This window comes from Ruegeria sp. BB1, from assembly GCF_056539465.1.
Genome location: NZ_JBQFVB010000001.1, coordinates 1,221,487 through 1,234,147, shown reverse-complemented (window position 1 = coordinate 1,234,147; position 12,661 = coordinate 1,221,487). Strand labels below are relative to the sequence as shown.

Below are 12,661 nucleotides of genomic sequence, written 5' to 3'. Positions count from 1 at the left end.
ATGATTGGCTTCACTACTGCCGCTTATGTTGTTGCGGCTGTTCTGTTCATCCTTTCGCTGGGTGGTCTGTCGAACCAGGAAAGCGCCAAACGCGCGGTCTGGTATGGCATTGTCGGTATGGCGCTGGCGGTCTTTGCTACGCTGGTTGGTCCGGGTTCGGGTCTGTGGCTGCTGTCGCTGCTGCTGATCGCAGGCGGTGGTCTGATCGGTCAATATGTGGCGCAGCGCGTGCAGATGACCGAGATGCCGCAGCTTGTGGCCGCGATGCACTCGCTGGTCGGTCTGGCGGCTGTGTTCGTGGGCTTCAACGCGCATTTTGAGATTGGCAACGTGGCGCAGGTCATGGCCATTGCGGATTCAGCGAAAGAAGCGGATCTGAGCGATCTGGGCGCATTCGCCAAGCTGATCGCCAAGAAGGATGCGGCCGAGCTGGCGATCCTGCATGTGGAATTGTTCCTGGGCATCTTCATCGGTGCGATCACCTTTACCGGTTCGGTCGTGGCCTATGGCAAGCTGGCGGGCAAGGTGACGTCTGCGGCGACCAAGCTGCCCGGCGGTCATGCGCTGAACGCGGCGGCTGCGGGTCTCTCGCTGATCTGCCTGGTCTGGTACACCTCGACCGGTGGCTTCTTCCCGCTGTTCCTGATGACGCTGGCGGCGCTGTTCATCGGCTATCACCTGATCATGGGCATCGGCGGCGCCGACATGCCCGTGGTTGTGTCGATGCTGAACTCGTATTCGGGTTGGGCCGCGGCGGCGATCGGCTTCTCGTTGGGCAACGACCTGCTGATCGTGGTTGGTGCGCTGGTGGGCTCGTCCGGTGCGATCCTGTCCTACATCATGTGTAAGGCGATGAACCGTCACTTTGTCAGCGTGATCCTGGGCGGCTTTGGCGGCCCACAGGGTGAGCAGATGGCCGTTGAGGGCGAACAGATCGCTATCGAGGCCGATGGTGTGGCCGCAGCGCTGAACGATGCTGACAGTGTCATCATCATCCCCGGCTATGGCATGGCCGTGGCGCAGGCGCAGCAGTCTGTATCGGAACTGGTTCGCAAGCTGCGCGCCAAGGGCAAAAATGTGCGCTTTGCGATCCACCCGGTCGCGGGCCGTCTGCCGGGCCACATGAACGTGCTGCTGGCCGAGGCGAAGGTGCCGTATGACATCGTGCTGGAGATGGACGAGATCAACGACGACTTCCCCGAAACGGATGTGGCCATCGTCATCGGCTCGAACGACATCGTGAACCCTGCGGCACAGGAAGACCCCAACAGCCCCATCGCCGGCATGCCGGTTCTGGAATGCTGGAAGGCGAAACAGGTGTTCGTGTCCAAACGCGGCCAGGGCACCGGGTATTCGGGCATCGAAAACCCCCTGTTCTTCAAGGAAAACACCCGCATGTTCTATGGCGACGCAAAGGCCAGCCTCGACAAACTGCTGCCCATGATCGACTGAGCTTGGGGTGTAACCAAATTGCAAAGGGCGCCTTCGGGCGCCCTTTTCTTAATTGTAGTGAAGGAGGCTCTGCCTCCGGACCTTGGGGATATTTGTAGCCAGATGAAGCAGGCGGATTGTGATAGACTGGTCTGACGTGGTGGGTGTCAGGAGAGTAGCCTTGCAGAAAGTAAACGGCATAGGTGGTGTGTTCTTTCGTGCCCGCGACCCAAACGCGTTGAGCGCGTGGTATGAGAAACACTTGGGCGTCAATCATTACGATCCTTTGCCCTGGTAGCAGCGCGAAGGGTTTACTGTCTTTGCCCCATTTGCCGAAATTACGGAATACTTCGGCCGCGCAGATCAGCAATGGATGATCAATTTCCGAGTAGACGATTTGGCGGCACTGATAGCGCAGCTTGAGGCCGCCGGGATCACCGTAGAAACACGTGCTGAGTGGGACAGTGAGGTGGGAAAGTTTGCCCGCATTCACGATCCCGAGGGCAATCCAATCGAGCTGTGGCAGCCAAATCAATGAGATAGAGGGAATGTATACAGCCGTATCCACTTAAGTATATGAAATAAAAAGAGAATTGATGTATTTTTGAGGTGGCGTATAGTGCCCCGGACAAAACGGAGCCCTGCATGACGCCCATTGATGATCACCCGCTGCGCTATGCGCTGGCCAATGAACTGCACGCGCGCCCCTTTCCGGTGGCCGCGACGCCGTGCACGGTGGTGTTCTTGGCGATCAAGAAGCCAGATGCAGCCGTGGCACGGGACCGGGATGAGGATCTGGCCCATCTGATCAATCTGCTGGATCGCCACGGCGCACAACATCCGCAGCCGGAGGCGACGCATTACGCTGGTCAGATTGGCCGTCATTGGTTGAAATGGGAACAGCATACCGAATTCGTCACTTACACTGCGATTACACAAAATGTCAGCGATCGCCCCTTTAACCCGGCAGATTTCGAAGTCTTTCCCCCTGATTGGTTGATGGCCAGCCCAGGGCAAAGGGTGACGTCGGCCATGCTCCGCGTGGTTGAACGCCAGGACGACGAAGCGGTCCGGTCCTCTCTGGGGAACTGGTTCGAGCCTGAAAGCCTTGCCGTGGCCCGGGTGCTGGACGATACCGCCATTTGTGCCAGTGATTTCCGTATCGATCCGGCCGGGCACATGCGCTTTGCGCTGTTTGTCAGCAAGGGCACAGGGCGACGCAGGACGGGGCGGATCATTCAGCGTTTGTGTGAGATCGAGACCTATAAAGCAATGTCAATGCTTGGGTTTGCCCGCGTCAAACAGCTGACCCCACGTATCGGTGAATTGGACGGTAGGCTGACCGAGTTGATGGGGCAAATGACCGACAACACGGCCCACCCAGATGAACTGCTGCCCGATCTATTGTCCACCTCGACCGAGCTGGAAACGCTGTCCGCCCAGTGTTCCTTTCGGTTTGGGGCGACGGGGGCCTATGAGGCTATCGTGAACCAGCGGATCGAAGTGCTGCGAGAAGAGCGGTTTGAGAGCCGTCAGAGTTTCGCCGATTTCATGATGCGCCGGTACGATCCGGCCATTCGAACCGTCAAATCCACCGAGCGCCGCCTGCAGGCTTTGTCCGATCGGGCGATCCGTGCTGGAGAATTGTTACGTACACGGGTCGATGTGGAACGCAGTGCGCAAAACCAGGCGCTGCTGGAAAGCATGGATCGGCGTGCCCAGATTGCGCTGCGGCTACAGCACACCGTCGAAGGGCTGTCTGTGGTAGCTATCAGTTTCTACGCGGTGACGCTGGTCAGTGACTTTCTTTACCCGCTGACCGAGGATGGGATCAGTCAGGGACGGTTGACTTCGGTTGTGACGATCCCTGTCATTCTGTGCGTCTGGGTTGCCATCCGTCAGATTCGAAAGCGTTTGCAATAGCCCGCAATTGCGAATTACCTAGGGCGCTTTAGGAACAGCAAACTGCGCGTGGGAGTTTTCTGTGATCGGAATTATGTCTGCATGGCGGGCGGTGGCTGCCATGTTCATCCTGAACGGTGCGCTGTTTGGCATTTGGGCATCTCGCATTCCAGCCGTGCGGGACAGGCTGGAATTGACGCATGAGGCATTGGGCTATGGTCTGCTGTTCATGGCAGCGGGGGCTGTGTGTTCCTTTCCGGTGACGGGGCGGTTGTCTGATCGGTTCGGGGCCGTAGCCATCACGCGGGTTATTGCGGTGCTGTACACGTTGTCTCTGATCCTGTTGGCCGTGGCCGATGGGTTCTGGGCGCTGGCGGGGTTCCTGTTCGTATTCGGTGCCTTTCACGGTTCAATGGATGTGGCCATGAACGCCTGGGCCGCCGAGGTCGAGCAATCCTATGACAAGCCCGTCATGTCCTCGTTCCACGCGATGTGGAGTTTGGGCGCCGGGTTGGGGGCGCTTAGCGGATACGGGGCGGTGCAGCTGGGACTGACAGTGATGCAGCACTTTTTACTGGCTGGCGGAGTTGTCGTGGCGCTGGCGCTGGCCCTGTCCTGGGTTAAGTGGACGTCGCGAAGAGCTGTCTCACATGACGGCAGTGTCTTTGCCCTGCCGTCCGGTGCGTTGATCCTGGTTGGGTTCACTGCGCTGTGCGGCGCTTTGGGGGAAGGTGCCGTAGCGGATTGGAGTGCAATATTCCTGCGCGATGTGACCGGTGCCGCCGAAAGCGTCGCTGCGTTGGGATATGCCTTGTTTTCGGTGACGATGGTGGCGTTTCGGCTGGCTGGCGGATTTGCAATCGCGCGGTTTGGTCCTGTCGCAACGGCCCGTTTTGGAGGCATTTGCGCGGCACTTGGCGTGTTCGGAGTGGTCTCGGCATCAGAGGCGGGATTGGCCTTGGCGGGTTTTGCCCTGATGGGGGTTGGTTATGCTGTGATCATGCCGCTGGCCTTCAGCCGGGCAGCCAATGATCCGCATGTGCCGCCGGGGCAGGCCATCGCCAGTGTGGCGACGCTGGGGTACGGAGGGTTACTGATCGGCCCACCGCTTATTGGGATTTTGGCCGAGATGCTTACATTACGATTGGCATTCATGGTTTTGTTGCCCTTGGCCATCCTGATTGTCCTGTTGTCCGGCGCGCTGCGGCCTGCGTCTTTGGACTGACTTGAGAATTCCGCGCCGGGATAAAGCCGGGGCAAAGAAAAAAGATGGGAGAAGACTATGCCGATCAAAAACCGTTTTGCCGAATTGCAGAGTGAAATCACTGGGTGGCGGCGCGATATTCATGAAAACCCCGAGATTCTATTCGAAACGCACCGCACCAGCGCACTGGTTGCTGAGAAGCTGAAGGAATTCGGCTGTGATGAGGTTGTCACCGGAATTGGTCGCACCGGGGTCGTTGGGGTGATCAAAGGTAAGGTCGACACGGGGGGCAAGGTGATCGGTCTGCGGGCCGATATGGATGCACTGCCGATACATGAGGCGACGGGTCTGGAGTATGCCTCCAAGACCGATGGGGCGATGCATGCCTGTGGTCATGACGGGCATACGGCGATGTTGCTGGGAGCGGCGAAATACCTCTCGGAAACGCGGAATTTCGACGGCACCGTCGTGGTGATCTTTCAACCCGCCGAAGAGGGTGGCGGCGGAGGCCGCGAGATGTGCGAGGACGGCATGATGGACCGTTGGGGCATCCAAGAGGTCTATGGCATGCACAACTGGCCGGGTCGCCCGGTAGGCAGTTTTGCCATTCGTCCCGGTGCGTTCTTTGCGGCCACAGATCAATTTGATATCACCTTTGAGGGCAAGGGCGGTCACGCGGCCAAACCGCATGAGACAGTCGATACAACCGTGATGGCGGCGCAGGCGGTTCTGGCATTGCAGACGGTGGCGTCGCGCAATGCAGATCCGGTGGATCAGGTCGTGGTTTCAGTTACGTCGTTTGAAACCTCGACCACCGCCTTTAACGTCATCCCCCAAACGGTACAGATCAAAGGTACCGTCCGAACGATGAGTTCAAAAATGCGGGAAATGGCGGAAAAGCGCATCAAAGAGATTTGCAACGGTATCGCGGCGACATTTGGCGGAACGGCCAATGTCACCTATTACTTGGGCTATCCGGTGATGGTGAACAGCGACGAGCAGACCGACTTTGCAGCGGATGTCGCGCGTTCAGTGGCGGGCAATTGCGACGAAGCGCCGTTGATCATGGGCGGCGAGGATTTCGCCTTTATGCTCGAAGAACGGCCGGGGGCGTATATTCTGGTTGGCAATGGCGACACGGCGGCGGTGCATCACCCTGAGTACAACTTTAACGACGAGGCCATTCCGGTAGGGTGCAGCTGGTGGGCTGAGATTGTCGAACAGCGGATGCCGGCGGCCTGATCTTGGCGTTGGGTGGCGAGGGGCCAGCCCCTCGCGCTACCCGGTACGTACTTAGTCAGATGACGTTGAACCCGACCCAGATAAGCTTAGTTCGGTGCATAGCGTCTCGACGATTGCATCTAGTGCCGATTGTTGGGTGTTTACGCAGGATTTCGCAGCCGTACGGGCTGTGTCCAGCGTGGTTTGGTCCGATAGCCAGTTTTCCACGGCCTCGGTCAGTTCGGAAGCAGATTGAACTTGTAGCGCCCCGCCGGATTCGATCAGCGGGGCGAATGTTTCGGCAAAGTTGAAATAGCCGGGGCCGGTGATTACAGCGGCACCCGCCTGTGCCGGTTCGAACGGATTGTGGCCGCCGATCTCTTTCAGTGATCCGCCAAGGAACACAATAGGGCACAGCGCGTACCATGTGCCGGTTTCACCCAGCGTATCTGCCATGTAGACCTGCGTTTTGTCGGTGATCTTGTCGTCATTCGATCGAATGGCCACAGTTTGCCTCGCTTGGATTGCCAGACTGGCGACCTCGGCGCGGCGTTCAGGGTGGCGCGGGATCAGCAACAGCAGCAGGTCGGGCCAGCGTTTGAGCAGCTCTGCGTGGGCGGCAAGAACGGTTTCCTCTTCACCGGCATGTGTCGAACTGGCGATCCAGACGGGGCGGGCGCCGATCTGTGCGCGGATTTCGGACAACGTGGCCTGATCAATCGGCAAGGGGTCAGACATGGCCTTCAGGTTCGTGCCCGGCTGTACACGATCAGCGGGCGCGCCCATCACGATCAGGTTTTGCGCGGTCTTGTTGTTCTGGGTCAGGAACAGGCGAAAACGATCCAGAATGAACCGGGCTGTGTCCGGGCGTTTCTTCCAGCCTTCGACGGATTTGTCCGACAGGCGTGCGTTGAGTAGAGCCAAGGGCATGCCACGCTTGGCACCTTCGACAATCAGACGGGGCCAGATTTCGCTTTCGACGAAAATACCGGCATTTGGGTGCCAGTGGTCCAGAAAGCGCCGCACGGGGCTTGCGGTGTCTAGTGGAGGGTACTGGTGCCGCGTTCGTGGTGGCATGCGTTTTTCGATCAGCGCAGCCGAGGTTGGCGTGCCAGAGGTGATCAGAAACTCGGCATCCGGTAGACGTTCCCCCAACCGTTTGATCAGGCTGATGACCGAAAGGGTTTCACCAACGCTGGCGGCGTGGAACCAGATCATCTGGCCGTCGGGGCGGGGCAGGCTGGCACGGCCTTGGCGTTCCTGTTGTCGGGTTACGGAAACATCCGCGGCTTGCAGCTTGTTCCGTACGGTGCGCCAGACAAACGGCTCCGCAACAGAGGTCAGGCCGCAATACAGATGATACAGCAGCGTCGGTCGGCCCATCTGGTCCGGCACGTCAGCCGCCTGTGTGGCTCATGTGACGGCTCATCTTGCCGTCGACCGCCTGGCGGGAATAGTCGAAATCATGTCCCTTGGGCTTGAGGTTGATCGCCGCGCGGATTGCGTCTTCGAGCGGTTGCTCTGTATCGGGGTGATCGCGTAGTGGACCACGCAGGTCAGCCATGTCCTCTTGGCCCAGACACATAAACAGCTCACCAGTGCAGGTCAGGCGCACGCGGTTGCAGCTTTCGCAGAAATTATGCGACAGAGGGGTGATGAAGCCGATCTTTTGGCCTGTTTCCTCTAGGCGAACATAACGCGCTGGCCCGCCGCTGCGTTCTGCCAGATCGGTCACGGAATAGTGGTTCTCGTATTCCTTACGAACATCCTTGAGCGACCAATATTGATCCAGACGATCCTCATTGCCGATATCGCCCATGGGCATGACCTCGATCCAGGTTAGGTCCATATCGCGTTCCGCACACCATTTCGTGATCGTTGGCAACTCTTCTTCGTTAAAGCCCTTCAGGGCCACCGCGTTGATCTTTATCCTCAGCCCGGCTTTCTGCGCCGCGTCGATGCCGTTCAACACTTGTTTAAGACGGCCCCAGCGGGTGATCGCGGCGAATTTATCTTCGTCCAGCGTATCCAGCGAGATATTTACCCGGCGCACACCGGCTGCGTAAAGGTCATCGGCAAAACGGTGCAGCTGCGAGCCATTGGTGGTCAACGTCAGCTCTTTCAACGCGCCGCTGTCCAGATGGCGGGTCATGCTGTTGAAAAACGTCATGATATTTCTGCGCACAAGCGGCTCACCACCGGTAATGCGCAGCTTTTCAACCCCCAACTTCACGAAGGTCGAGCACATGCGGTCCAGCTCTTCCAGCGTCAGCAGGTCTTTCTTTGGCAGAAACTTCATGTCTTCGGACATGCAGTAAACACAGCGGAAATCGCAGCGGTCTGTAACAGAGACGCGGAGATAGGTGATCGCACGTGCGAATGGGTCGATAAGCGGAGCAGTCATGCGACATAGGTAAAGCCGCGACCTGCCTGCGACAAGGGCGAAGTTTCCTTTGCGCTGGTACAGATGCGCACAGGGCGATAGGTTGATGGCATGAGATATATGCTATTCGCTTTGTGTATTCTGGTGGCCGGATGCGACACCGTACGGTCCACGACAGATCGGGTCTTTGGGGGCAAAAAGACGCCTTCTGAACCTGAAGACGCCGTGGTCGAAGAGGTTGTGGCAGAGGAAGCAGTTGAACCAGAACCCGTTGCGGCCACTGCTGCCGGCTGGGTGGGCGCAAAGACGACCATAGCCGGATTGGGCGATCCGACCACGCCGGGTCGTTGGTTGGAAACTCCGCTGGTCGACGTCGAATTCACCGGTCGCGTGGTCGTTCCCAGAACCGGCTCGCAGGCTTATATTACGCTGGTTCCAGCGCCAGGGCCCGAAAGCGGCGGCAGTCGGTTGTCTCTGGATGCGATGCGGGCCTTGTTGTTGCCATTCGACGAATTGGTTGAACTTGAGGTCTATTCCAACTGATCTTTCAGGTATTTTCCGGCTTCGCGGCGGGCGAAAGGCTTCATCGCGTCACCATGGGTTTTCAGAAAGGCGATGACGCGTTCAGCGTCGTGTTTGGACAGGTCACGCAGCCACCAAGCAATGGCTTTCTGAATGAACCAGTCCCGGTCCGGCACATAGCTTGCCGCCCAGCCAAGAATGCGGTCGCGCCGTGCCAGATCGTCGGGTTTGGGGTGATTCTGCTTGGTCCAGGGAAGGGTGGCCACCAGCGCTGCGCGCCGTGTCCACATATGATCGGAAGTCGTCCAGATTTCCACCTGATCCAACCGGGTTGGGTCGGCTGACAGACGTTTTTGCATCGCCATGCAGGCGTGATCGGCCGCAGCCCAGGCGTCGAAATCGGGCAACCAGCTGTGCAGTAAATCCCAGACCGCCCCATCAGGCCGAATGCGGGCCTGGGTCAGTAGTTTGGCCGCGGCCAGACGGCCCTCGTGTATATTGGTCTGCCACAAGGCATCCGCCAACTCCACGCGCTCAGATACATCCAGGTCTTGACGCCAATCTTTCGTCAGGTCGTTCAGAACGGGGTTCGCGACACCCAGATAGGGGCGGTCAACCTTGTGATAGGCCGCCATTTGGCTCGCGCGTACGGGGTCGGCATGAGCTTTGATCTGATCCAGATAGAAATTCAATGTTTGTCGCCCTGCTGGTGAAACGGGCCGTGGGTGCAGCCCGATCTTGGCTTATTCGACGGTGACGGATTTCGCCAGATTGCGGGGCTGGTCCACATCGGTACCTTTGGCGACAGCCGTATGATAGGCCAGCAGCTGCGCCGGAACCGAATACAGGATCGGGGCAAGGCTGGGATGAATATGGGGCATGCGAATAGTGCTCCACACCCCATCCTCGGCCTCGGTAACGCCGTCATCATCCGAGACCAGTATGACCTTGCCTTTGCGCGCCATGACCTCTTGCATGTTCGACACGGTCTTGTCGAACACTGTGTCGCGCGGGGCCATGACCACTACTGGCATGTGCTTGTCGATCAGGGCGATGGGGCCGTGCTTCAGTTCACCCGACGCATAACCTTCGGCGTGTATATAGCTGATTTCTTTTAGTTTCAGCGCACCTTCCATAGCCAGTGGATACATCAGGCCGCGGCCTAGGAACAGCACATCGCGCGCCTCGGACAAGCGCTGGGCCGAGGCCTTGATGGACTGGTTCTGATCCAGCGCGGCATTTAGTGCGGTCGGCAATCCACGCAATGCGGCGGCATGATCAGCCAGTTCCTCATCGCTTAGGGTGCCCCGATCCGCAGCCGCCTTGAGCGCCAGCATCAGCAATACGCTTAGCTGACAAGTGAAAGCTTTGGTCGAGGCCACACCGATCTCAACCCCAGCATGGATCGGCAGGGCGATGTCGCTTTCGCGCGCGATCGAGCTTTCGGGGACATTGATCACCGAAACGATCTTATCGGCCTTGCCCTCGCAATAGCGCAGCGCGGCCAGCGTGTCGGCGGTCTCACCCGACTGGCTGACAAACAAGGCCGCCGTGCGATCGGGGATCGGAGGTTCGCGATAGCGAAACTCGCTGGCGATATCGACCTCGACGGGCATTCTGGCCAACTGTTCGAACCAGTACTTTGCTGTCAGACAGGCATAAAAGGCAGTTCCGCAGGCGACCATGGTCAGGCGGTCCAGCTTGCTGAAATCCAGCTCACACGGCAGAGTTATCTCGTTGCCGCCAGTGGGTAGGTAGGATTGGATTGCCTCGGCAACCACCACGGGTTGCTCGGCGATTTCCTTTGCCATGAAATGCTTGTGACCCGCCTTGTCGGCCCGTGTTTGATCCAGTTTGATCTGGCGGGTTTCGCGGTTGGCCAGTTCTCCGGCTTCGTTGCGGATTTCAAGCGAAGTGCGGGTCAGGACCGCCCGGTCGCCTTCTTCAAGATAGGTGATACGATCCGTCAGCGGGGCCAGCGCAATGGCGTCCGAACCGACATACATTTCGCCTTCCCCATGCCCAATGGCCAAAGGTGAGCCCTTACGCGCCGCGACGATCAGGTCGTCTTGCCCGTCAAACAGAAATGCAAGTGCAAACGCCCCTTGAAGCCGGTCGATGGTTTTGAACGCCGCATCAACGGGCGATAGGCCGATATTGAGATAATACTCGGCCATCAGAGCCACGGTTTCGGTATCGGTCTCGGTGACGAAATCGACGCCATGTTCGGCTAACTCAGCCCGCAAATCGCGATAGTTTTCGACGATGCCGTTATGCACCACGGCCACGGGGCCTGCCTTGTGCGGGTGCGCGTTGGTGACTGATGGTGCGCCATGTGTGGCCCAACGGGTATGCCCGATGCCCGATTTTCCGCGCAAAGGATTGTGCACCAGCAAATCGCTGAGGTTGACCAACTTGCCCACAGCCCGACGCCGCCCAAGTTCACCGTCATTGATCGTCGCGATACCGGCGCTGTCATAGCCGCGATATTCCAGCCGTTTCAGCGCCTCAACCAAAATAGGGGCGGCTTCGTGTTGCCCCAGTACACCTACAATTCCACACATAGATCAGGCTCCTTTGTCGCGGCGAGCCTTCTTCGCCTTCAACATATCAAACAATTTACGTGCATAACCCGGCTTGTTGTCCTGCTTGGCGCGGGCCACGGCCAGCGCGTCGGGCTCGACGTCTCGCGTTACAACCGTTCCTGTCGCGGTCATCGCCCCGTCGCCCACCGTCACCGGGGCCACCAGCATTGTGTTTGAGCCGACAAAAACATTCTCACCAATTGTCGTGCGATGCTTCATCACACCGTCATAGTTGCAGGTGATTGTTCCAGCGCCGATATTCGACGCCGCACCTACCGACGCGTCACCGATATAGCTGAGGTGGTTAACCTTGGCCCCTTCGGCGATCTCGGCGTTCTTTATCTCGACAAAATTGCCGATGCGGGCGTTTTCGGCCAACTCGGCACCTGGGCGCAGGCGGGCATAGGGCCCAACAATAGAACCGCGGCTGACGTGGCAGCCCTCCAAATGCGAAAACGACCGGATTGTAGCACCACTTTCGACTGTGACGCCGGGGCCAAAAACCACGTTGGGTTCAATCACAGTGTCGCGCCCGATGACGGTGTCAGCGGCCAGATAAACAGTATCGGGTGCCATCAGGGTGACGCCAAGATCCAACAGCTCGGCACGGGCACTGGCCTGAAACACAGCATCTGCCGCAGCCAAATCGGTGCGGGAGTTCACACCTAATGTCTGTGCTTCGTCACAGGCGACTGCGGTGACTTTCAGACCGCGCGCGCGCGCGATTTCCACGACGTCCGTCAAATAATACTCACCTGCCGCGTTGTCATTTCTTACCGTGTCGATCAGGGAAAACAACGCCTGCGCATCACAGGCCAAAAGACCAGAGTTGCAGAAGGTTATCGCGCGCTCTTCATCCGATGCGTCTTTGAATTCGACGATCCGCTCAAGACTGTCACCGTTCATCACCAGGCGACCATAACGCGCAGGATCGCCGGCCTCAAACCCCAGAATGACAAGATCGTTTTCTGCCCGCGCCGCGATCATGCGTTCCAGCGTATCGGGCTGCAGAAACGGCGTGTCGCCATACAAAACCACGACGTCGCCGGTGAATCCGTCCAAAGCCCTGCGTGCCTGCGCGACGGCATGGGCAGTGCCCAACTGCTCGTCCTGAACAGCGATTTGCGCCGCTTCATCCTCGGCAGTTGCAACTTTGGCTACGGCTTCAGCCCCGTGCCCGGTGACGATAACGGTCCGCTCGGGCGACAATATGGCCCCGGCGCGCATGGCGTGCACCAGCATCGGGACCTGCGCGATGGGATGAAGAACTTTGGGAATATCCGAATGCATCCTGGTGCCTTTTCCAGCGGCAAGGATGACAAGGGCAGTGCTCATGAAATCGATTTCTCTTTGTGTTTTGTTGCGCTCCGTTTTATCCGCTGAGGGCAAAGGCGCAAGCGGTTCACGGATCAA

The 12,661-nt window shown here is 58.5% G+C and carries 11 protein-coding genes; 6 read left to right on the top strand and 5 right to left on the bottom strand.

Annotated elements, in window-relative coordinates:
* The 5 genes from ACR0AL_RS06170 to ACR0AL_RS06150 all read left to right on the top strand — a co-directional run bounded on the left by ACR0AL_RS06170 (position 1) and on the right by ACR0AL_RS06150 (position 5,779).
* Positions 1 to 1,452, top strand: coding sequence for an NAD(P)(+) transhydrogenase (Re/Si-specific) subunit beta (locus ACR0AL_RS06170; protein ID WP_170348104.1), 1,452 nt, complete (start codon positions 1 to 3; stop codon positions 1,450 to 1,452).
* 316 nt (positions 1,453 to 1,768) lie between these two features.
* The gene (locus ACR0AL_RS06165) at positions 1,769 to 1,969 is read left to right on the top strand and encodes a VOC family protein (RefSeq protein WP_368040136.1); all 201 of its coding nucleotides are present in this window, start codon (positions 1,769 to 1,771) and stop codon (positions 1,967 to 1,969) included.
* Between the two features lie 107 nt (positions 1,970 to 2,076).
* Entirely contained in the window at positions 2,077 to 3,354 is a 1,278-nt protein-coding gene (locus tag ACR0AL_RS06160; protein ID WP_170348106.1) for a DUF3422 family protein, read from the top strand.
* A gap of 61 nt (positions 3,355 to 3,415) precedes the next feature.
* Positions 3,416 to 4,558 carry an MFS transporter gene (locus ACR0AL_RS06155; protein ID WP_480662327.1) on the top strand — a complete coding sequence of 381 codons (1,143 nt, stop codon included), beginning with the start codon at positions 3,416 to 3,418 and terminating at the stop codon, positions 4,556 to 4,558.
* Positions 4,559 to 4,615: 57 nt separating this feature from the next.
* Positions 4,616 to 5,779, top strand: coding sequence for a M20 aminoacylase family protein (locus tag ACR0AL_RS06150; protein ID WP_480662325.1), 1,164 nt, complete (start codon positions 4,616 to 4,618; stop codon positions 5,777 to 5,779).
* A gap of 51 nt (positions 5,780 to 5,830) precedes the next feature.
* On the opposite strand, the gene ACR0AL_RS06145 is transcribed toward ACR0AL_RS06150, so the two are convergent.
* Both ACR0AL_RS06145 and moaA read right to left on the bottom strand, forming a co-directional pair.
* Positions 5,831 to 7,141, bottom strand: a complete 1,311-nt coding sequence (locus tag ACR0AL_RS06145; protein WP_480662546.1) for a 3-deoxy-D-manno-octulosonic acid transferase — start codon at positions 7,139 to 7,141, stop codon at positions 5,831 to 5,833.
* A 13-nt stretch (positions 7,142 to 7,154) separates the two neighbouring features.
* The gene (gene moaA / locus ACR0AL_RS06140) at positions 7,155 to 8,162 is read right to left on the bottom strand and encodes a GTP 3',8-cyclase MoaA (protein WP_170348111.1); all 1,008 of its coding nucleotides are present in this window, start codon (positions 8,160 to 8,162) and stop codon (positions 7,155 to 7,157) included.
* 90 nt (positions 8,163 to 8,252) lie between these two features.
* Here moaA and ACR0AL_RS06135 point away from each other — a divergent pair, with 90 nt between their 5' ends.
* Positions 8,253 to 8,684, top strand: a complete 432-nt coding sequence (locus ACR0AL_RS06135) for a hypothetical protein (protein ID WP_480662323.1) — start codon at positions 8,253 to 8,255, stop codon at positions 8,682 to 8,684.
* Here the strand turns inward: ACR0AL_RS06135 and ACR0AL_RS06130 are convergent.
* The 3 genes from ACR0AL_RS06130 to glmU are packed head-to-tail and all read right to left on the bottom strand — an operon-like array spanning position 8,672 to position 12,583.
* Positions 8,672 to 9,355: a DNA alkylation repair protein gene (locus tag ACR0AL_RS06130; protein ID WP_480644102.1), complete on the bottom strand. Its 684-nt coding sequence runs from the start codon at positions 9,353 to 9,355 to the stop codon at positions 8,672 to 8,674. The genes ACR0AL_RS06135 and ACR0AL_RS06130 overlap by 13 nt on opposite strands.
* 51 nt (positions 9,356 to 9,406) lie before the next feature.
* A complete protein-coding gene (gene glmS, locus ACR0AL_RS06125; protein ID WP_170348115.1) occupies positions 9,407 to 11,227 on the bottom strand; it encodes a glutamine--fructose-6-phosphate transaminase (isomerizing) in 1,821 nt (606 codons plus the stop codon).
* A gap of 3 nt (positions 11,228 to 11,230) precedes the next feature.
* Positions 11,231 to 12,583 carry a bifunctional UDP-N-acetylglucosamine diphosphorylase/glucosamine-1-phosphate N-acetyltransferase GlmU gene (glmU, locus tag ACR0AL_RS06120; protein ID WP_480662321.1) on the bottom strand — a complete coding sequence of 451 codons (1,353 nt, stop codon included), beginning with the start codon at positions 12,581 to 12,583 and terminating at the stop codon, positions 11,231 to 11,233.
* Positions 12,584 to 12,661 lie beyond the last annotated feature (78 nt).

What these genes read in the sequence shown, in the direction of transcription:
- ACR0AL_RS06170 (WP_170348104.1), top strand. Translation starts at nt 1, where the DNA reads ATGATTGGCTTCACTACTGCCGCTTATGTTGTTGCGGCTGTTCTGTTC.
- ACR0AL_RS06160 (WP_170348106.1), top strand. Translation starts at nt 2,077, where the DNA reads ATGACGCCCATTGATGATCACCCGCTGCGCTATGCGCTGGCCAATGAA.
- ACR0AL_RS06150 (WP_480662325.1), top strand. Translation starts at nt 4,616, where the DNA reads ATGCCGATCAAAAACCGTTTTGCCGAATTGCAGAGTGAAATCACTGGG.
- ACR0AL_RS06145 (WP_480662546.1), bottom strand. Translation starts at nt 7,141, where the DNA reads ATGGGCCGACCGACGCTGCTGTATCATCTGTATTGCGGCCTGACCTCT.
- moaA (WP_170348111.1), bottom strand. Translation starts at nt 8,162, where the DNA reads ATGACTGCTCCGCTTATCGACCCATTCGCACGTGCGATCACCTATCTC.
- ACR0AL_RS06135 (WP_480662323.1), top strand. Translation starts at nt 8,253, where the DNA reads ATGAGATATATGCTATTCGCTTTGTGTATTCTGGTGGCCGGATGCGAC.
- glmS (WP_170348115.1), bottom strand. Translation starts at nt 11,227, where the DNA reads ATGTGTGGAATTGTAGGTGTACTGGGGCAACACGAAGCCGCCCCTATT.
- glmU (WP_480662321.1), bottom strand. Translation starts at nt 12,583, where the DNA reads ATGAGCACTGCCCTTGTCATCCTTGCCGCTGGAAAAGGCACCAGGATG.